The 20,085-nt window shown below is 64.6% G+C and carries 18 protein-coding genes; 12 read left to right on the forward strand and 6 right to left on the reverse strand.

The genetic code is table 11. The features are described 5' to 3' along the window. Position 1: 1 nt before the first annotated feature. Genes ABIB80_RS35270 through ABIB80_RS35285 form a run of 4 tightly spaced genes read left to right on the forward strand, consistent with a single transcriptional unit; the run spans position 2 to position 3,650 of the window. Complete coding sequence (locus ABIB80_RS35270) at positions 2-928, forward strand: ABC transporter permease (protein WP_282524256.1); 927 nt, start codon at positions 2-4, stop codon at positions 926-928. Positions 929-938: 10 nt separating this feature from the next. Continuing rightward, positions 939-1,622: a biuret amidohydrolase gene (gene biuH / locus ABIB80_RS35275; protein WP_354129184.1), complete on the forward strand. Its 684-nt coding sequence runs from the start codon at positions 939-941 to the stop codon at positions 1,620-1,622. Next, positions 1,619-3,151, forward strand: a complete 1,533-nt coding sequence (locus ABIB80_RS35280) for an ABC transporter ATP-binding protein (protein ID WP_354129185.1) — start codon at positions 1,619-1,621, stop codon at positions 3,149-3,151. The genes biuH and ABIB80_RS35280 overlap by 4 nt, the downstream gene beginning before the upstream one ends. Before the next feature lie 13 nt (positions 3,152-3,164). Beyond that, positions 3,165-3,650, forward strand: a complete 486-nt coding sequence (locus tag ABIB80_RS35285) for a nucleoside deaminase (protein WP_354129186.1) — start codon at positions 3,165-3,167, stop codon at positions 3,648-3,650. Between the two features lie 127 nt (positions 3,651-3,777). Here the strand turns inward: ABIB80_RS35285 and ABIB80_RS35290 are convergent, their stop codons facing one another. Continuing rightward, positions 3,778-4,887, reverse strand: a complete 1,110-nt coding sequence (locus tag ABIB80_RS35290) for a hypothetical protein (protein ID WP_007601464.1) — start codon at positions 4,885-4,887, stop codon at positions 3,778-3,780. A gap of 571 nt (positions 4,888-5,458) precedes the next feature. Here ABIB80_RS35290 and ABIB80_RS35295 point away from each other — a divergent pair. The 4 genes from ABIB80_RS35295 (at position 5,459) to ABIB80_RS35310 (ending at position 10,164) form a co-directional block, all read left to right on the forward strand. Continuing rightward, positions 5,459-7,030, forward strand: a complete 1,572-nt coding sequence (locus ABIB80_RS35295) for an ABC transporter ATP-binding protein (protein ID WP_354129187.1) — start codon at positions 5,459-5,461, stop codon at positions 7,028-7,030. Further along, positions 7,014-8,105 (forward strand): ABC transporter permease, encoded by a 1,092-nt coding sequence (locus ABIB80_RS35300; RefSeq protein WP_007601462.1) that lies wholly within the window; start codon positions 7,014-7,016, stop codon positions 8,103-8,105. Before ABIB80_RS35295 ends, ABIB80_RS35300 begins: the two co-directional genes overlap by 17 nt. After that, entirely contained in the window at positions 8,092-9,009 is a 918-nt protein-coding gene (locus tag ABIB80_RS35305) for an ABC transporter permease (protein WP_007601460.1), read from the forward strand. The genes ABIB80_RS35300 and ABIB80_RS35305 overlap by 14 nt, the downstream gene beginning before the upstream one ends. A 78-nt stretch (positions 9,010-9,087) precedes the next feature. After that, on the forward strand, positions 9,088-10,164 hold the full coding sequence (locus ABIB80_RS35310) for a BMP family ABC transporter substrate-binding protein (protein WP_007601459.1): 1,077 nt from the start codon (positions 9,088-9,090) through the stop codon (positions 10,162-10,164). 107 nt (positions 10,165-10,271) lie between these two features. Here the strand turns inward: ABIB80_RS35310 and ABIB80_RS35315 are convergent, their stop codons facing one another. Beyond that, positions 10,272-11,621 (reverse strand): 8-oxoguanine deaminase, encoded by a 1,350-nt coding sequence (locus tag ABIB80_RS35315; protein WP_354129188.1) that lies wholly within the window; start codon positions 11,619-11,621, stop codon positions 10,272-10,274. A gap of 153 nt (positions 11,622-11,774) precedes the next feature. On the opposite strand from ABIB80_RS35315, the gene ABIB80_RS35320 reads away from it, so the two are divergent. Genes ABIB80_RS35320 through ABIB80_RS35330 form a run of 3 tightly spaced genes read left to right on the forward strand, consistent with a single transcriptional unit; the run spans position 11,775 to position 16,742 of the window. Further along, the gene (locus tag ABIB80_RS35320; protein ID WP_354129189.1) at positions 11,775-12,602 is read left to right on the forward strand and encodes an FAD binding domain-containing protein; all 828 of its coding nucleotides are present in this window, start codon (positions 11,775-11,777) and stop codon (positions 12,600-12,602) included. Next, positions 12,599-15,322, forward strand: a complete 2,724-nt coding sequence (locus ABIB80_RS35325) for a molybdopterin-dependent oxidoreductase (RefSeq protein ID WP_354129190.1) — start codon at positions 12,599-12,601, stop codon at positions 15,320-15,322. Before ABIB80_RS35320 ends, ABIB80_RS35325 begins: the two co-directional genes overlap by 4 nt. A gap of 22 nt (positions 15,323-15,344) precedes the next feature. Continuing rightward, positions 15,345-16,742, forward strand: a complete 1,398-nt coding sequence (locus tag ABIB80_RS35330; protein ID WP_354129191.1) for a nucleobase:cation symporter-2 family protein — start codon at positions 15,345-15,347, stop codon at positions 16,740-16,742. Here ABIB80_RS35330 and uraD read toward each other — a convergent pair. From uraD to ABIB80_RS35350, 4 genes are all read right to left on the reverse strand, one after another. After that, positions 16,739-17,626: a 2-oxo-4-hydroxy-4-carboxy-5-ureidoimidazoline decarboxylase gene (gene uraD, locus ABIB80_RS35335; protein ID WP_354129192.1), complete on the reverse strand. Its 888-nt coding sequence runs from the start codon at positions 17,624-17,626 to the stop codon at positions 16,739-16,741. The two genes, ABIB80_RS35330 and uraD, sit on opposite strands and share 4 nt — an antisense overlap. 5 nt (positions 17,627-17,631) lie before the next feature. Next, positions 17,632-18,567, reverse strand: a complete 936-nt coding sequence (gene puuE / locus ABIB80_RS35340; protein ID WP_354129193.1) for an allantoinase PuuE — start codon at positions 18,565-18,567, stop codon at positions 17,632-17,634. Beyond that, positions 18,568-18,981 (reverse strand): DUF3830 family protein, encoded by a 414-nt coding sequence (locus tag ABIB80_RS35345; protein WP_007601448.1) that lies wholly within the window; start codon positions 18,979-18,981, stop codon positions 18,568-18,570. It abuts the gene before it with no gap. Between the two features lie 89 nt (positions 18,982-19,070). Beyond that, on the reverse strand, positions 19,071-19,349 hold the full coding sequence (locus ABIB80_RS35350; RefSeq protein WP_007601447.1) for a hypothetical protein: 279 nt from the start codon (positions 19,347-19,349) through the stop codon (positions 19,071-19,073). Between the two features lie 222 nt (positions 19,350-19,571). Between ABIB80_RS35350 and ABIB80_RS35355 the strand changes: the two genes are divergently transcribed. After that, on the forward strand, positions 19,572-19,790 hold the full coding sequence (locus ABIB80_RS35355; protein WP_354129194.1) for a hypothetical protein: 219 nt from the start codon (positions 19,572-19,574) through the stop codon (positions 19,788-19,790). The last annotated feature ends 295 nt before the right edge of the window (positions 19,791-20,085 follow it).

Genomic DNA, 20,085 nt, shown 5'->3' on the forward strand with positions numbered 1-20,085 from the left:
GATGGCAGACGGCTCGATCGGACTCTGGACCGTCCCACTCGCCGTGCTCGGCGGCGCCATTCGCGTCTCGACGCCGTTCCTGTTCGTGAGCCTGGGCGAATGCATCACCGAGCGCTCCGGCCGCATCAATCTCGGCCTCGAGGGCACGCTGGTGATGGGCGCGATGAGCGCCTACGGCATTTCCTACCTCACGGGATCGCCGTGGCTGGGCGTGCTCGCCGCTGGCATTACCGGCGCGCTTCTGGGCGCCCTGCATGCCGGCATCTGCTCACTGCCGCGCGTCAACGACATTGCGGTCGGCATCGCGCTGATGCTGTTCGGCACCGGCCTAGCTTTCTATCTCGGCAAACCGTTGATCGAGCCGACAGCGCCTCGACTGCCCGCAATCGATTTCGGCTGGTGGAGCGACATTCCGCAGGTACGGGCGGCCCTACGGGTCAACGTGCTGTTCCTGATCGGCGTCGCGCTCGCGCCAATTCTCTACTGGGCCTTCCGGACCACGCGCTGGGGCCTCCTGATCCGCACCGCCGGCGAGAGTTCGGACGCTGCGCGTGCGATGGGCCACTCCGTGCTGCTGATCCGCCTGCGCGCGACCATGGTCGGCGGCTTCCTCGCCGGCATCGGCGGTTCGTTCCTGTCGCTGTTCTATCCCGGAAGCTGGAACGAGGGCCTGTCCTCGGGCCAGGGCATCACGGCCGTGGCGCTCGTGATCTTCGCGCGCTGGGACCCGATGCTGTGTCTGTGGGCCTCGCTCGCCTTTGGCGGTGCTGCAGCACTGGGCCCGGCGCTGCAATCGGTCGGCGTCACCTCCGGCTACCACCTCTTCAACGCCGCACCCTACATCCTGACGCTGGCGATCATGATCATCACCTGCTCGCCGAAACGCACGCTGACCGGAGCCCCGGCCGAATTGTCGATCACCCGCTAGGAAGCAAACCATGCCCGAGCGCACCATCAAGTCCGATCCGTATGCCTGGCCCTATAACGGCGATCTCCGCCCCGAGAACACCGCGCTCATCATCATCGACATGCAGACCGATTTCTGCGGCGTCGGCGGCTATGTCGACAAGATGGGCTATGACCTGTCCCTAACGCGGGCGCCGATCGAGCCGATCAAGAAATTGCTGACAGCTATGCGCGTCCAAGGCTTTCACATCATCCATACCCGCGAAGGCCACCGTCCCGATCTCTCGGATCTGCCCGCCAACAAGCGCTGGCGTTCCCGGCAGATCGGCGCCGGCATTGGCGATCCCGGCCCGTGCGGCCGCATCCTGGTGCGCGGCGAGCCCGGCTGGGACATCATCCCGGAGCTCGCGCCGCTGCCCGGCGAACCGATCATCGACAAGCCCGGCAAGGGCTCGTTCTGCGCCACCGATCTGGAGCTGATCCTGCGCGTGCGCGGCATCGAGAACATCGTGCTCACCGGGATCACCACCGACGTTTGCGTTCACACCACCATGCGCGAGGCCAACGACCGCGGCTTCGAATGCGTGCTGTTGCATGACTGCTGCGGTGCGACCGACAAGAGCAATCACGAGCACGCGCTGAAGATGATCAAGATGCAGGGCGGCGTGTTCGGTGCGGTCTCGACCTCCGACGCTTTCATCGGAGCGATTTCGTGATCGTCGGCGAAACGCCGCCGCCCTCGGGCGCCTTCGGCATCGATGCCATCGCCATGACCATGCGCTTCGGTGATTTCCTGGCGCTGGACAATGTCGCGCTGAAAGTGCGGCCGGGTTCGTTCCATGCGCTGCTCGGCGAGAACGGCGCCGGCAAGTCGACCCTCGTCAAATGCATCATGGGCTACTATCACGCCACCGAAGGCGACATCCTCGTCGGGGGGCGCGAGCAGGCGATCGGCAATCCGAAGGACGCCCACGCACTCGGCCTCGGCATGGTCTACCAGCATTTCACGCTGGTGCCGGCGATGACGGTCGCCGAAAATCTGGTACTGGCGCGCGACGACGTGCCGGCTGTCGTGAACTGGCCGAAAGAGATGAAGGAGCTCGAGACCTTTCTCGCGCGTATGCCGTTCAAGGTCCCGCTCAGCGCAAAAGTCTCCGACATCTCGGCCGGTGAACGGCAGAAGTGCGAGATCCTCAAGCAGCTCTACCTGAAGCGCCGCTTCCTGATCCTGGACGAGCCGACTTCGGTTCTGACCCCGGCGGAAGCAGACGAAGTGCTCGGCATGCTCCGCGACATGGTCGTCAAGGGCGAGCTGACCATCCTGATGATCACGCACAAGTTCCGCGAGGTCATGGCCTTCGCCGACGACGTCACGATCCTTCGACGCGGCAAGCTCGCTGGCGCCGGCAAGGTTTCCGAACTGACGCCGGACGCGATGGCGCGCACCATGATCGGCGCCGAGGAGCTGACGGTACAGCCGCCGCGCACCGGCGAGGCCGGCAAGGCGAGGCTGGAGCTGGCAAAGATGCGCGCGCTCGACGACGCCGGCGCCATCGCCGTGCACGACGTCTCCCTCACTGTCCGTGCCGGCGAGATCGTCGGCATTGCCGGCGTCTCGGGCAACGGCCAGCGCCAGCTCGTCGAGGTGTTGGCCGGGCAGCGCGCAGCCGAGAGTGGCGAGATCCGCGTCGCGGGCGCCCCCTATCACGCCAGCCGCGAGGAGATGCGGCGGCACAATATGTCACTCCTGCCGGAGGAGCCGCTGAAGAACGCTTGTGTCGGCGGCATGAGCGTTGCCGACAACATCGCCTTCCGCGAGTTCGACCGCGCGCCCTTCGCAAGCGGCGGCTGGTGGCTCAACCGCGGCGCCTTCCGCGTCGACGCCGGGAAGAAGATCGCCCAGTACAAGATCAAGACCCGCACGCCTGACACGCCGATCTCGGCATTGTCGGGCGGCAATGTCCAGCGCGCCGTGCTGGCCCGCGAGCTCGGCGGCGACGTCGAGGTGCTGATCGCAGCCAATCCCTGTTTCGGGCTCGATTTCGCAGCGGTGGCGCAAATCCATGCCGAGATCATGGCCGCGCGTAACCGCGGCGCCGCGGTGCTGTTGGTCAGCGAGGACCTCGACGAACTCCTTGAACTCTCCGATCGGCTGGTGGTGATGTTCCACGGCGAATTCGTGTATGAAGCACGGACCAGCGAAGCCGATCTGACCGTTGTCGGCCGGCATATGGCGGGGCATTGACCAGGGAAGAGCGATGAGCGGCGGGTCCGAGCGCGACGAGCACTTCCTCCGCCTTTCGTTTGCGGTCGCCCGCCGTTCCCTCACCCACGGCAATCATCCCTTCGGTTGCATCGTCGTCGATGCTGAAGGCAAGGTGCTGATCGAGGCCGAGAACGGCTACATGCCGGATCACGACGGCACCGCGCATGCCGAGCGCCTCGCCGCCACGCAGGCCTGCCGCACGCTCGGACGCGAGGTGTTGGCGAAGGCCACGCTCTATTCCTCCGCCGAGCCCTGCGCGATGTGCGCCGGCGCGATCTACTGGGCCGGCATCGGTCGTATCGTCTATGGGCTCAGCGAGCACCGCCTGCGCGGCATCACCGGCGATCATCCGGAGAACCCGACGCTCGACCTGCCCTGTCGCGAGGTCTTTGCCAGTGGCCAGCGGCCGACAGAGGTTGCGGGGCCGCTGCTCGAAGACGAGGCCGAAGCGCTGCACGATGGCGTGTGGACGAAGTAGCAAACACCAATTCAATTTCGTAGAGCGCGCCGACGGCTCATCCCCTACGTTCCTACCCACAAACGAAGATGACGCCGCGGAGGTTTGACGCGGCGCCATCGTCGTTCACCTGAAGCGTGTCAGGTGGCTAGAACTTCACAGTGACACCGGAGTAGAGCGAGGACTCGGTGCAGGAGCCGGTGCTCACCCTCGCGCCACCGGCCAGGGTGGTGCAGGCCACGGCGTTGTTGTGATCGAGGCCGAACTTGTTCTGCCAATAGCGGTAGGCGACCCAGACGTCCACGAAGTGCGAGTACTTCTCACCCCAAACCGCCTTCGAAGCATCGAGGGTCAGGCGGATCGGCTCGGAGTTGAACTCGACCTTGGTGGGATAGACGCCGTTGGCGACGCTGGCGGGAAGCGGCTCAGTGTCGGTGCCCTTCTTGCCGTACCACGCCGCGCGGCCGCTGATCGAGAAATACTGCATGTTCTGCGGCAGGAAGCCGAGGTCCATATAGTAGTTGGTTTCGATCGCCCAGGTCGGCTTGAACGACGTGTTGCCGTCGGCAATACACGGAGCGGACCAACCGGCGCCGCACTGCGAGAAGGAGTTGTGGTTGGCGAACTCCCAGTACACGAGCGGCGCGACGTTGAAGTAGCCCTTATAGGGAAGATCGAAGGCGAACTGCAGACCGGCGACGACGTCGCGCTTGGCGGCGCCGAAATACCGGTTCTCCGTGTTGGCATCCATGCCAACCTCGAACGAGATGTTATGCAGCGGGCCCTGCGTGAAGGCCTTGGTGTTGAAGATCTCGTTCCAGCCGAAGGTCGAGCGGAAAAGGCCGTAGATTTCTGTCGCGCCGGCACAGCTCGTCGGCGTCGCTGCGAAGCCCGCAGCCGGCGAAACGACCACGCCTGTGGCGGTACACGGGCCTGCCGGATCGTTGTGGTCCGACTTGAACATCGAGATGGTGAAGAAATTGGTGCCGTAGGTCCAGGCATCGAAGTGGGTGAAGGAGTAGACCTGCTTCGTCGTCTTGGCGTTGATCACGCCGTTGGTGTTGGTGAACGCACCGGGCTGCGAGGCATTGAAGATATAGGAGAAGGTGACGCGGTCGTCGATCACCAGGAAGAACGGAAGGTCGGCCGCTTTCTTGGCAGCCTTCACCGGCAGATCCGCCGCCTGCGCCAGGCCACTGGTAGCAACCGTAGCAAGTGACAGCGCGCCTGCTGCAATTGCCTTGAAACGAAACGACATCCTGAATACCCCCAAGTTTGGACACGTAAAAATGAACGTCCCTTGGGTGCGACACTTGCGCCGATCTCCCGGAGTGAGAAGCCTCAACTTGTTTCAAGGTATGCCGCTTGTTTGCACAGGGCGCTGCGTTTCACCGGCGGATTTGGAAGGCCAAAGTCACCGCCACGCCGTCGGGCGAGAGTGGCCATTGCCGGATATTCCCATTTGATTTCGCTCGCCTTTTCATGTCGGCCGGACAATGCAGACAAGATGGGCGGGAGCCACTGTCGAGGTGTTCGCAAATGCATACGCTCGATGGCGCGTCTCTGCTCAACTTCACGCCAAGCCTGCATAGCGGGTTCCGATTTGGCTTGAGCCGTCACAAATTTGCAACAGGCGTTACACGCAAGCCGTGACTGCCAAGGCTGCTCGGAAGGTATCTGAGGACGATCGCCACTGGCGAGAGCCGCGACTCGCCGACACCTCGTGCTGCCGAAGCGTTGAGCAAGGGATGACGCTTTTTCACACCTTACGCGGCGGTTCAAACTAGCTCAGTATTGAGGCACTTCTCCCCATGCAAGCGCATCAGCGAATGTTGGACTCAACGACTAACGGCCTACATTCCGGCGAGTCCCCGCTCCTCAGGACGATCGGGCTTACCAAGCGCTATGGGGATTTCCTCGCCAACGACGCCATCGACATCGATATCTGGCCAACGGAAATCCACGCGCTGCTGGGCGAGAACGGTGCCGGCAAGTCGACGCTGGTCAAGGCGATTTACGGGCTGATCCAGCCCAGCGCCGGCCAGATTTGTTGGCAGGGCCAGCCGATCGTGCTGTCCGGTCCCTCGGAGGCGCGCAGCCGCGGCATCGGCATGGTGTTCCAGCATTTCTCGTTGTTCGACAATCTCACTGTCGCCGAGAACGTTGCGCTCGGCCTCGACGGGAAAGAATCTTTCAAGGATATGTCGGCGCGGCTTGAGCAGGTGTCGAAGACTTATGGTCTGCCGCTCGATCCTAAACGCGAGGTCTGGCAATTGTCGGTCGGCGAGCGCCAGCGCATCGAGATCGTCCGCGCGCTGATGCAGGATCCGCAATTCCTGATCCTTGACGAGCCCACCGCGGTGCTGACGCCACAGGAAGCCGACCAGCTCTTCGTCGTGCTGGAGCGGCTCAAGGCCGAAGGTCGCGCCATCCTCTATATCAGCCACAAGCTCGAAGAGGTGAAGCGCCTGTGCGACACCGCAACGATCCTGCGCGGCGGTAAGAAGGTGGAGACCTGCAATCCAAGGCTTGAGACCGCCGCATCGCTCGCGCGCATGATGGTCGGCGGCGAGATCAAGGAAGTGAAGGCCGCCGCCGGCCGGCAGACCACCGTGCCGCGCCTCGTCGTCAACGACCTCTCACTCGCCCCCGGCGAGGCCCACGGCGTGCGGCTCGAGCACATCTCGTTCGAGCTGAAAGGCGGCGAGATCCTCGGCATTGCCGGGGTCGCCGGCAACGGCCAGGACGAATTGTTCGCCGCACTGTCCGGCGAACGCCTGTCGAAGGATCCCGGGACGATCGTGATCGAAGGCCTTGCTGCCGGCCATCTCTCGATCACGCAGCGCCGCAAGCTCGGCGCGGCTTTCGTTCCCGAGGAGCGGCTCGGCCACGGCACCGCGCCGCGCATGAAACTTTCGGAGAATGCGCTGCTCACCGGGCACGCCGCCAGCGGCATGGTCCATCACGGCTTCATCGATACTGCGGCCACCCTGAAGACGGTCGACCGCGCAACCGAGACCTTCGACGTCCGCAAGGCCAAGCGCGATCCGGAAGCAGCATCCCTCTCCGGCGGCAATTTGCAAAAATTCATCGTGGGACGCGAGATCCTGCGCAATCCCGCGGTGCTGGTGGTGAGCCAACCGACCTGGGGCGTCGACGCCGGTGCGGCCGCCGTCATCCGCCAGGCGCTGCTTGATCTCGCAACCGCAGGCGCCGCCGTGCTCGTGACCAGCCAGGACCTCGACGAACTCGCGGAAATCGCCGACCGCATCGCGGTGATGTTCCATGGCCATCTGTCCGCACCGCTCGCCACCAGCGAGGCGACGCGCGAAAAACTCGGCCTGTTGATGGGCGGCAGCACGCTGGAGCCGAGGGAGGCCGCGCATGCAGTTGGTGCTTGAGAAGCGCGCCGAGCGCTCCAACACGATCGCGCTGATCTCTCCGCTGATCGCGATCGGCCTCACGATCGTGACCATGGTCATCCTGTTCGCGATCCTTGGCAAGAATCCGCTGCTCGCGCTGCACGCGTATTTCATCGCGCCTTTGACCGACAGCTATTCGCTCCAGGAAATCGCGGTGAAGGCGACACCGCTGGTGATGATCGCGATCGGGCTGTCGCTCTGCTATCTCGCCAATGCCTGGAACATCGGCGCCGAAGGGCAGTTCCTGATCGGCGCGGTCGCCGGAAGCTGGATTGCGGTGAAGACGCAGGGCACCGACGCTGGCATCTGGGTGCTGCCGGTCATGCTGGTGCTCGCCGCTGCCGCAGGCGCGCTCTACGCGCTGATCCCGGCAATCTGCAAGGTGAAGTTCGGCGCCAGCGAGATCCTGACCAGCCTGATGCTGGTCTATGTCGCCGATCTCTTCCTCGACTATCTCGTGCGCGGCCCCTGGCGCGATCCGCACGGTTTCAACTTCCCGACCACCGCCGAGTTCGATCCGGTCGCAACGGTGCCGCTGCTGATCGAAGGCGGCCGGCTGCATCTTGGCTCCATCATCGCCCTTCTTGTCGTCGCGGCGGTGGCGATCCTGCTCGGGCGAACGATCAAGGGATTCGAGATTCGCGTGGTCGGTGCGGCGCCCCGCGCCGCGCGGTTCGGCGGCTTCAATTCCAACCAGTTGGTCATCCTGACCTTCGCCGTCTCGGGCGCGCTGGCGGGTCTCGCCGGCATCATCGAGGTCGCGGGTCCGGTCGGGCATCTCCAGCCCGGCATCTCGCCGGGTTACGGTTTTACCGCGATCATCGTCGCCTTTCTCGGCCGGCTGAACCCGCTTGGAATATTAATTGCAGGCCTTTTTCTCGCGTTGACCTTTATCGGCGGCGAGCAGGCGCAGATCGCGATGAAGATCCCGTTGGACGTCACCAAAGTTTTTCAAGGCATCCTGCTGTTCTACGTGCTCGCCTGCGATTCCCTCATTCTCTACCGCTTCAAGCTGGTTTTCCCGAACCGACAGGTGGCTCGTGGAACTCATTGAAGCCATCGTCCTCGCGGTGCTCGCCGCCTCGACGCCGCTCCTGATCGCGGCGACCGGCGAGCTCGTGACCGAACGATCCGGCGTGCTCAATCTCGGCGTCGAGGGCATGATGATCGTCGGCGCCGCGTGTGGCTTTGCAGGTGCTTGGCTGACCGGCTCGATCTTTATTGGCGCACTGTTCGGGATCGTCGCTGGCACCTTGATGTCACTGGTCTTCGCGCTGATGGCGCTCGGGCTTGCGGTCAACCAGGTTGCGACAGGGCTGGCGCTGACCATCCTGGGCGTCGGACTCTCCGGCCTGATCGGCGCCGGTTTCGTCGGCGAGCGCATCACGCCGGCGCTGCATCTCAACATTCCCGGCCTCACGGATATTCCGCTGGTCGGCCGCGTGTTGTTCGGCGAGGACGCCTTCGTCTATTTCTCGCTGGCGCTGGTCGCCGGCGTCTGGTGGTTCCTGTACCGCACGCGGCCAGGATTGATCCTGCGCTCCTGCGGCGACAACCACGTGTCTGCGCATGCACTCGGCTACCCCGTGCTGCGCATCCGCACCTTCGCCGTGATGTTCGGCGGCGCCTGCGCCGGACTTGCCGGCGCTTATCTGCCGCTCGCCTATACGCCGTTCTTCATTCCGGGCATGACCGCAGGCCGCGGCTGGATCGCGCTGGCGCTGGTGGTGTTCTCGTCCTGGCGGCCGGGCCGCCTCGTGGTCGGCGCGTATCTATTCGGCGCGGTGACGATCCTGCAGCTGCACGCGCAGGGCTGGGGCGTCGGCATTCCCTCGCAGTTGATGTCGGCGCTGCCTTACCTTGCGACTGTCATCGTCCTGGTCCTGCTCTCCCGCGCGCGCACGGGCGGATCCACCGCACCGGCTGCGCTTGGCACCGTGTTCGTGCCTGACCGCTAGCGTTTCATTTCCGGGGCGGGCGCGATGGGGCGCGCACGTTGCGGATCGTGGCTTTCCCCTGATGTTTGGAGATTGATGATGAGGAAATCACTTCTTGCGCTGACTGCCGGGCTCTTGCTTGCCGGGAGCGTCAGTGCAGCCTCCGCCGCCGACAAGCTGAAAGTCGGATTTATCTACCTCGGCCCGGTCGGTGACCTCGGCTGGACCTATCAGCATGAGCTGGCGCGCCAGGCCCTGGTGAAGGAGCTCGGCGACAAGATCGAGACCACTTTTCTCGAAAACGTGCCTGAGGGCCCCGACGCCGAACGCTCCATCGAGCAGCTCGTCCGCGCCGGCAACAAGCTGATCTTCACCACCTCGTTCGGCTACATGGATCCGACGCTGAAGGTCGCGAAGAAATATCCGAACGTGCATTTCGAGCACGCGACCGGATACAAGCGCAACCCGAACATGTCGACCTATTCGGCCAAATGGTTCCAGGGCCGTTACATCCAGGGCCTGATCGCGGCCAAGATGTCGAAGTCCGGCGTGCTCGGCTATATCGGCTCGTTCCCGATTCCCGAGGTCGTCTCCGGCATCAACGCGACGATCCTCGCCGCGCAGACCATCAACCCGAACATCAAGGTCAAGATCATCTGGGCCAACACCTGGTTCGACCCGGGCAAGGAGGCCGACGCCGCCAAGGCGCTGATCGACCAGGGCGCGGATGTGATCATGCAGCACACGGATTCGCCCGCGGCAATGCAGATCGCCAGCGAACGCGGCAAGCTCGCCTTCGGCCAGGATTCCGAGATGATCAAGTTCGGGCCGAAGACCCAGCTGACCTCGATCCTCGATACCTGGGGTCCCTACTACATCGCCCGGGTCAAGGCCGAGCTCGACGGAACCTGGAAATCCGAGGACAGCTGGGGCGGCCTCGACAGCCACATGTTCGCGATGGCACCTTACACCAACATGCCTGACGACGTGAAGAAGATCGCCGAGGATGCCCAGGCCGCGATCACCGCGGGCAAGCTGCATCCGTTCAAGTGCCCGGTCCTTGGGCAGGACGGCAAGCCTGTCGAGTGCAAGGGCGGCGCCAATCTCGACGACGGCCAGATCCTCGGCATGAATTTCTATGTCAAAGGCATCGACGACAAGCTGCCGGGCAAGTAGCACGCTTCTTGCTTTGCCTAAATCACCTGCTCCTCCCGGAGGAGGTTTGGAGGGGGTGGCCAGAAGCACCCGGCACTTGTGGTCGCCCCCTCTTTCTATTTTGCTGATTATCCCGCCTGCATCGCCCGCGCCGCGGAACTGTGGCGGCTGATCAGATCGGCGACATCCAGGCCCGGGATCGCTCCGTCGATCACGGCCCATTTCCCCGCCACCATGACCCGATCGGCCCGGTGGGCCCCGCACAGGACGACCGCGGCCAGGGGATCGCCATGGCCGGAGAAGCGTAGCTCGTCGAGCCGGAACAGCGCGAGATCGGCCGCCTTGCCGACGGCGATCTCACCGAGTTCCGGTCGACCGACGCAGGCCGCCGAGCCCTTGGTGGCCCAGCGCAGCGCATCCTTATGACTGACCTTCGTCACCCCGTAGCGCGCCCGCTGTAGCAGGAACGCAGCCCGGACCTCCTGCATCAGGTTCGATCCATCGTTCGAGGCCGAGCCATCGACGCCGATGCCGATGCCCACACCGGCCTCCTCCATTTCGCAGACGGGGCAGCAGCCGGAGGCCAGAAGCTGGTTGCTGCAGGCGCAATGACTGATCGTCGTCTTCGCCTTGCCGAGCCGCTTCATCTCGTCTGCATTGAAGAAGATGCCATGGGCGAGCCACGTCCGCGCATTGAGCCAGCCGCATTGTTCGAGATAGTCGAGCGGACGGCAGCCATACATCTCCTGGCAGAATTTGTTCTCGTCCTCGGTCTCGGCCAGATGGGTATGCAGGCGCACATCGAGCTTGTCTGCGAGATCGGCGGTGGCGCGCATCAGGGACGTCGTCACCGAGAACGGCGAGCAAGGTGCGAGCGCGATCTGCACCATCGCATCCGCGCCGCGCTGGTGGTGCCTGGCGACCACACGCGCGCTGTCGGCGAGGATGGTGTCCTCATCCTGCACGACGCTATCGGGCGGCAGACCGCCGTCGCGCTGCGACAGGTTCATCGAGCCGCGCGTGAGCAGCACGCGCACGCCGAGCCGCCTGGCCACCGCCACCTCGATATCGACGGCGTCTTCGAGCCCCGCCGGAAAAACATAGTGATGATCCGTCGTGGTGGTGCAGCCCGACAGCAACAGTTCGGACATCGCCACGGTGACGCCGAGCTCGAGAGCTTCAGCCGTCAGCTTCGCCCACACCGGATAGAGCGCCTGGAGCCAGGGAAACAGCTCGCGGTCCATCGCCGCCGGCAGCGCCCGCGTCAGCGTCTGGTAGAAATGGTGATGGGTGTTGATGAGGCCCGGCAGCACGACGTGGTCGCCAGCATCGAACACCGCGACGTCAGCGGTTGCAGGCGCAGCGCCGGCCGGCACCAGCTCGACGATCCGGCCGCCTCTCACCACGATCCCGCGCTCGGCGCCATCGGCGAGGATAGCCAGGGGATCCCTGATCCAGATCGGCTTTGCGTCGCTCATCAACCTGCTCCTCCTCACATCCGCCGACGACAGACCTGCAAGGCAGGGGCCGGCCTGATTGCACTTTTGCTGCGACTTGTTGTTGCGACTTGGCGCTCGTCTTGCAAGACTTTCTCCTGGTTCGATTCACTCGTTGGAAGCGTTGGCGTCGCCATGGACTTGAATACCATCACAGCGGTCGCCCATCCGCAAACGCGCGCGCAGCTGCCCGTTTGGACGCCAGGTGATGCTTGGCTCGCGGGCGGCACCTGGCTGTTCTCGGAGCCGCAAGTTCACCTGACTCGGCTCATCGATCTCACCGACCTCAAGTGGCCGGCGCTGACGGTCACCGAGAGCCATTTCAGCATCGCGGCCACCTGCACAGTTGCGCAGCTCGATGGATTCGCCTGCCCACCCGACTGGTTCGCGGCGCCGCTGATCAACCAGTGCTGCCGCGCCTTCCTGGCTTCGTTCAAGATCTGGAAGACGGCGACAGTCGGCGGCAATCTCTGCATGTCGCTTCCGGCGGGACCGATGATCTCGCTCACCGCTGCGCTGGACGGCGTCTGCACCATCTGGAAGGCCGACGGCGGCGAACAGGTGATGCCCGTCTTCGACTTCGTCACCGGCAACCAGCTCAACCGTCTGGCGCCGGGGGACCTGCTCCGGCAGATCGATATTCCGATCGCCGCGTTGAAACATCGTACGGCCTTCCGCCAGATCTCGCTGGCGCCGGTCGGCCGCTCGGCGGCGCTCCTGATCGGCAGTCTGGATGCCGATGGCACGCTGACGCTCACGGTCACCGCCTCGACGGTGCGGCCGATCCGGTTGTCCTTTCGCGAGGTCCCCGACACGAAAGCGCTTCGCGATTCCATCGCGCAGCAGATCACGGACGATCTCTACCATACCGACATCCACGGTAAGCCGCTCTGGCGCAAGCACATGACACTGCGGCTCGCCGAAGAGATCCGCGACGAACTCCTCGGAGCACCGCCGGCATGAGCTTCGAGGTTAATGGCACGACGTTTCCACAGGAGCCGCGCGCCGGCCAGTGCCTGCGCACGTTTCTGCGCGAGCTCGGCCATTTCGGCGTGAAGAAGGGCTGCGACGCCGGCGATTGCGGCGCCTGCACCGTGCTGCTGGACGGCGAGCCGGTGCATAGCTGTCTGATCCCGGCGTTCCGCGCCGACGGGCGCGCGGTCACGACGATCGAAGGCCTCGGCGGTGACAGCGGCGCGCATCCGATGCAGCAGGCTTTCCTCGATGCGCAGGGCTTTCAATGCGGCTTTTGCACCGCCGGCATGATCCTGACCTGCACCTCGCTGAACCAGGCGCAGCGCACCGATCTCGGCGTCGCGCTGAAGGGCAATATCTGCCGCTGCACCGGCTATCGCGCGATCGAGGACGCGCTGCTCGGCAAGACCAATGTCGAGGCGGGCGTCGAAGCCGGCGCCGCATTCGGCCGCAGCCTGCCGGCGCCAGCTGGCCCCGATGTCGTGCGCGGCAAGGCGCGCTACACGTTCGACACGCAGATCGACGGCCTGCTGCATATCAAGCTGCTCCGTTCGCCGCACGCCCACGCGAGGATCGTCGCGATCGACAAGTCGGAAGCGCTGAGCGTTCCCGGCGTGCACGCGGTACTGACGCATGAGGATGCGCCAACCACTCTGATGTCGACCGCGCGGCATGAGAAGGACTGGATGGATCCCGAGGATACCCGTGTTCTCGACGACATCGTCCGCTTCATCGGCCAGAAGGTCGCCGCCGTGGTCGCAGACAGCGAAGCCGCGGCCGAGGACGCATGCCGCCGGCTGAAGGTCAGTTACGAGATTTTGCCCGCGCTGGTCGATCCGGAGCAGGCGATGGCGCCCGGCGCGCCCGTCATTCATCCCGATCGCACCACCGCGAACCGCATCGCCTATGCCCAGCGCAACCTCGCTGCGGAGACGCATGGCGAATTCGGCGACGTGGCGGCTGCGCTCGCGACATCCGCCGCCACCTTCGAGGGCACCTTCCATAGTCACCGTGTGCAGCATGCCGCTTTGGAAACTCATGGCGGCCTCGCCTGGCTCGATGCTTCCGGCGTGCTCAATGTCCGCACCTCGACGCAGGTGCCGTTCCTGACCCGACGCGCGCTGTCTGATATCTTCGAGCTTCCCATGGACAAGGTCCGCGTCTTCTGCGAGCGCGTCGGCGGCGGCTTTGGTGGCAAGCAGGAGATGTTCGTCGAAGACATTCTGGCGCTCGCCGCGCTCAAGACCGGACGGCCGGTGAAGCTGGAGCTCACCCGCGAGGAGCAGTTCATCGCAACCTCGACGCGGCATCCGATGCGGGTCCACGTCAGGGCCGGTGCCGACGCGAACGGCAAGCTCACGGCGCTCCAGCTCGACGTGCTCTCCAACACCGGCGCCTACGGCAATCACGCCGGCCCAGTGATGTTCCACTCGCTGGCCGAATCCATCAGCGTCTACAATTGCCCGAACAAGCGGGTCGACGGCTACGCGGTCTACACCAATACGGTGCCGGCAGGCGCGTTTCGCGGTTATGGTCTGCCGCAAACACTCATCGCGGTCGAGGCCGCGATCGACGAATTGGCCAAGCAGCTCGGCATCAACCCTTACGAGATGCGCCGGCGCAACGTCGTCAAGCCCGGCGATCCCATGGTGTCGCCGCCGCCGTCGGAATTCCACGACGTGCACTACGGCTCCTACGGGCTCGACCAGTGCCTCGACCTCGTCGAGCGCGCGATGCAGGCTGATGGTCCACAGCCGGACCTATCGCCGGAGTGGCTGATCGGCGACGGCGTCGCGCTGACCATGATCGACACGGTGCCCCCGGCGGGCCATCTCGCGGATGCGATGGTCACGCTCAACGACGACGCCAGCTTCGATCTCACCGTCGGCACCGCCGAATTCGGCAACGGCACCAGCACCGTGCACCGGCAGATCGCGGCAACCACGCTTGCGACCACCGTCGACCGCATTCGCCTGCGCCAATCCGACACCGCCCATGGCGGCCACGACACCGGCGCCTATGGCAGCGCCGGCATGTTCGTGGCAGGCAAGGCGACGCATGCCGCAGCCATGCAGCTTGCGACCGAGCTGAAGGCGGCCGCCGCCGGCGCATGGCTCTGCGACGTCGGCAGTTGCACGCTCGATAGCGAAGCCGTCGTCAGTGGCGTGCGGCGCATGTCCTTTGTGGAGCTGGCGAGGCTCGCGCGCGAACGCGGACAGCCGTTCGCAGGCGCCGGCAATTCCGGCGGCACGCCGCGTTCGGTCGGCTTCAACGTGCAGGGTTTTCGCGTCGCCGTGAACAAGGCCACTGGCGAGCTCCGGATTCTCAGGAGCGTGCATGCAGCGGACGCCGGCGTCGTCGCCAATCCCATGCAGTGCCGTGGTCAGGTCGAAGGCGGTGTCGCGCAGGCGCTCGGTGCCGCGCTCTACGAGGAGATGGTGATCGATGCGGATGGCCGCGTCGCCAACCCCAAATTCCGAGACTACCACCTGCCCTCCTTCGCCGATGTGCCCCGCACCGAGGTCTTCTTCGCCGAGACCTCCGACACGATCGGCCCGCTGGGGGCGAAGTCGATGAGCGAGAGTCCGTACAATCCGGTCGCCGCCGCGCTCGGCAACGCGATCGCGGACGCCACCGGCATCCGCTTCACTGCGCCGCCCTTCAAGCCGGACCGGTTGTTTCCGGCGCTGCACGATAAGTTTGGATAGGCATATTTCGGGGGATTGATCCATGAGCAGCGAAGTGCATCCCGTCGACGAGGTCTTGCCGGTCCCGCGCCTGCTGGCGCTCGGGCTTCAGCATGTGCTGGTGATGTATGCCGGCGCGGTCGCGGTGCCCCTGATCATCGGGCGCGCGCTGAAGCTGCCGCCGGAGGATGTCGCCTTCCTGATCAGCGCCGACCTGTTCGCCTGCGGACTTGCGACGCTGGTGCAATGCCTCGGTCTTCCCGGTGTCGGCATCCGCCTGCCTGTGATGATGGGCGTGACGTTCGCATCCGTCGGTCCGATGCTGTCGATGGCGGCTTCACCTGAGATCGGCCTGCTCGGCATCTACGGTTCAGTGATCGCCGCCGGCCTGTTCGGCATCGTCGCGGCGCCGTTCGTCAGCCGGCTGCTACCGCTGTTCCCGCCCGTCGTCACCGGCAGCATCATTCTCGTCATCGGCATCTCCCTGATGCGGGTCGGCATCAACTGGGCCGGCGGCGGCCTGCCGACGCTGACGAAGGTGGTCGACGGCGTCGCCGGCAGCTTTCCCAATCCGGCCTACGGACAGTTGCAGGGGCTCGGCATCTCGCTGTTCGTGCTGCTGTTCATTCTCGGCTTGATCAAATGGGGCACCGGCTTCCTCGCCAACGTCGCCGTGCTGCTTGGCATCATCGCCGGCGCCGTGCTCGCGACCATTCTGGGCGTGATGCATTTCGACAAGGTCGCTGCGGCCTCCTGGGGCGCGGTCGTGATCCCGTTCCGCTTCGGCATGCCGCAATTCCATCTGGTACCAGTTATCACCATGTGCGTCGTCATGATCGTGGTGATGATCGAATCACTCGGCATGTTCCTGGCGCTCGGCGACATCACCGGCAAGACGGTCGACCGCGAAGCCCTGAGCCGAGGCCTGCGCGCCGACGGCGTCGGCACGCTGCTCGGCGGCATCTTCAACACCTTCCCGTACACGTCGTTCTCGCAGAATGTCGGTCTCGTCTCGGTCACGGGCGTGCGTTCGCGATGGGTGACGGTCACGGGCGGCTGCATCATGCTCGTGGTCGGCCTGTTGCCGAAGCTCGCCGCATTGGTCGAGGCCGTGCCGCTGGTCGTGCTCGGCGGCGCCGGCCTCGTGATGTTCGGCATGGTCGCGGCGACAGGCGCACGTATCCTCACCTCGGTCGACTTCCGCACCAATCGCGACAATCTCTTCATCGTCGCGATCTCGATCGGCTTCGGCCTGATCCCGCTCGCCGCACCCGGCTTCTTCAGGAATTTGCCGCATGATCTGCAGCCGCTGCTGGAGTCCGGCATCCTGCTGTGTGCAATCGTCTCGGTGCTGCTCAACGCCTTCTTCAACGGGTTGAGCGGCGGCGCAGCGGCGGAAGCGGATGCAGCAGCGGTCGCCTCATCCGCGCAACATGTTTAACTGCCGCGATAGGTCGAATAGCTCCACGGCGTGACCAGCAGCGGCACGTGGTAGTGGCTTTCCGGCTCGCTGATCGCAAAGCGTAGCGGGATCTCGTCGAGGAACGGCGGGTCGGAGAGCTGCACGTTGCGCTCGGCGTAATATTTGGCCACGCTAAACCGGAGCTCGTAGCGGCCGATCGGCAGCGGGCGGCCGCCGATCAGCGGCTGGTCGGTGCGGCCGTCTGCGTTGGTGACGGTGCGCGCGATGACGCGGCTTTCCCCGAGCGCGGCGAGCTCGACCAGCTCGACCGGAATACCCGGCGCGGGCTTGCCGGCGTGATTGTCCAGTACATGGGTCGAAAGCCGGCCGTGCACCTTGAGCTTGTCATCGGCGATGACGAGCTGATCGAGACGCAGAGCAGCGATACGAGAGATTTCCTCAAGCGCGCGGCGTGTCTCGGTCTTGGCGATGTTCTGCAGCCGCGCCTCGAAGTCCCGCAGGATGGAATCCCTGGTATGCCGGCGCGCGCAGACGATATAGGGGATACCAAATTTTTCGCGATATGCATTGTTCGCCCGCTCGAAGGCCGCGTATTCGGCGTTCGACAGACGGTCGAGGCCGGCGCTATTCTGCTCAGCACTCGAGTCAGGCGTGAGTCCCGCTGCGCGCTGAGTCTTGTTGGCAAGGTCGGGGTGCGCACGTATCAGCGCCAGTTGCACCTCGGGCTCAGCGCTCGCGATCGCCGCCTTGATCGCGTCGAGCAGTGGATTGATGCCGGCAAACGGACGGCGCGCCGCGGCTTCTTGGGCAATCCAAGGCGAGTACTCGACCACGTTTTCAAGTACTGCGACGAAATCGTCGAAGCTCGCGACATTGAGATCGGACAGCGGTATCTGCGACATCGCCCTCACCCGATCTCGAATGCGTCGGCCGCAAGGTGCGCGAGCTTGTCGTGCCAATGCTGTGCGATCTGCAAACGCGTCGGCACCCAGACGCGCTCGTGCTTGCCGATGTAGTCGAGGAAGCGGATCAGCCCCGCCGCGCGGCCGGGGCGACCGGCGAGACGGCAGTGCAGGCCTACCGACATCATCTTCGGCGCGCTCTCGCCTTCGGCATAGAGCACGTCGAAGGCATCTTTCAGGTAGGTGAAGAACTGCTCGCCTTCGGCAAAGCCTTGTGGATTGATGAAGCGCATGTCGTTGACGTCGAGCGTGTAGGGAATGACGAGCTGCTTGCCGCTCGCGCCCTTGACCCAATAGGGCAGATCATCTGCGTAGGAATCGCTGAGATAGAGGAAGCCGCCCTCCTCCATCACCAAACGGTTGGTGTTGATCGAGGAGCGTCCGGTGTACCAGCCGAGCGGCCGCGAGCCGGTCGCCGCGGTGTGGACGCGGATCGCTTCCGCGATCTCCGCGCGCTCCTGCGCCTCGGTCATGTCCTTGTGCTCGATCCACTTCAGGCTGTGGCTGGCGATGTCCCAGCCCGCCTCCTTCATGGCAGCAACGATTTCCGGATTGCGCTTCAGCGCTGTGGCGACGCCGAACACGGTGGTCGGCCACTTCCGCTGGCTGAATATCCGCCACAGCCGCCAGAAGCCGGCGCGCGAGCCATATTCGAACATCGATTCGATATTGGCGTGGCGCTGGCCGGGCCAAGGCTGTGCGCCGAGCACGTCGGACAGGAACGCTTCCGAGGCAGGGTCGCCATGCAGGATGTTGTTTTCGCTGCCCTCCTCGAAATTAACGACGAACTGCACCGCGACCCGCGCGTTGCCGGGCCATTGCGGGTGCGGCGGGTTGCGGCCGTAACCGCGGAGATCGCGCGGGTAGCGGGTACCAGTCACTCAGACTTCCTCGAAGCGGATCGGCAGCGCGCCCTTCCACAGCACGCTCTTGCCGAGCGTCGCCAGATTCTCCAGGCCGGACGTCAAGGTGATGAAATGGTTGCCGGCGAGCTGGCCCATCTTGCTCGCGAAGTGCACGCCGCCATAGGCCATCAGGATCTCCGTCTCGCTGATGCCGCCGGGATAGAGGATGATCTGGCCGGGCGCAGGATAGCTGGTGTGGTTCTCGTAGCCGACACCGAAATCGAGGTCGCCAAGCGGCATCCACACGCCCTCGCCGCTCCAGCGCACGTGGATGATGTGGCTTTCGAACGGCAGCGCCTTGCGGAACGCGGCGACAGTCTTGGGCGCCGCTTGCTCCTCGAAACGGGCATCGAAGGTGAAGTCGCCGGCGCGGATCACGAGTTTGGTCATCTCATCTCTCTGGATCGGGGGCGGTGGCCCCACGGGGAATTTTCAGGCAAAGAGCACTCCGTCGGGCTTCGCGCAAGGGGCGCGGCCGGTTACCTGCGGTCGTAGGACCAGCCGAAAACGCCGCTCCGCCGCGTCTCGGGCTCCGGCTCGGCGGCGGGCTGCGGCGCCTCCCTCAGTTCCGCCTGCGGCGGCGGAGGCGGCACCGGCAAATTCTCGCATTTCATGGAGTAGACCAGCTTGCCGTCCGCGGTCCGTCCGATCGGCGCGCAGGGGTCCGGATGCGCCGCCGAGGTTTTTGGGGTCAGCTTGACCTGCGCCACGGCCGGCGAGGCGATCAGCAGAAGGACCAGCAGATATTTCGACATCATTGTCGCCCAGAAACCAGATTTGGCCCATTGAACCGGATTGCGCAGGTCAAGTCCATCGGGGCTGCGGGCGCGATTGCCGAATATTTAGCCGAGGCTAGAAAATTGGCTCGCCCCAATGTGATGTCGCGAACGCTGATATCGGCTGGGCGCATCGCCATGTCAGCCGCAACGGCGACCACACAAACATCTCACAGCCGGGCGCCGTTACGGGAGAAAGTAACGATGCAAAAGACCTTTATCATTCTCGGCGCGACGCTGATTGCCGCCGCCATCATCCAGACTGCCGCGGCGAACGACCGCCGTCATGTCCGCAAGGCGCAACCCCATCCCATCACCCAGTCGGTGCGCGACTCCAACGCCGCGCTGTGGCCGTCGCAGCCGACCGAGCCCGACTGGTCGCGCTATTCCAACGGCGCGATGTCTGCACCAGCGGGACGGTGATGCGGGAAGCCTAGCGCGATCAAGCGAAACTGCCTCCACGTCGTCATTGCGAGGAGCTCTTGCGACGAAGCAATCCAGACATTTTCCACGGATGCATTTCTGGATTGCTTCGCTGCGCTCGCAATGACGGAGTATGACGCGGTAACGCGACGCTTCCAGCTCGCATTTTTGAATTGCAGACACAGCTTCGCAGCCTCGCGGCTGATCTCGCCCGAGCTTTGCTTGGTCATTCCACCCTCTTGTCCAAGAGGGCGCAGGGAAGGCCGGGTGCTGACCTGGCACCCGCGGTCCGCTG

Origin of the sequence: Bradyrhizobium sp. i1.15.2, assembly GCF_040548425.1 — a bacterium.
GTDB classification, from domain to species: domain Bacteria; phylum Pseudomonadota; class Alphaproteobacteria; order Rhizobiales; family Xanthobacteraceae; genus Bradyrhizobium; species Bradyrhizobium canariense.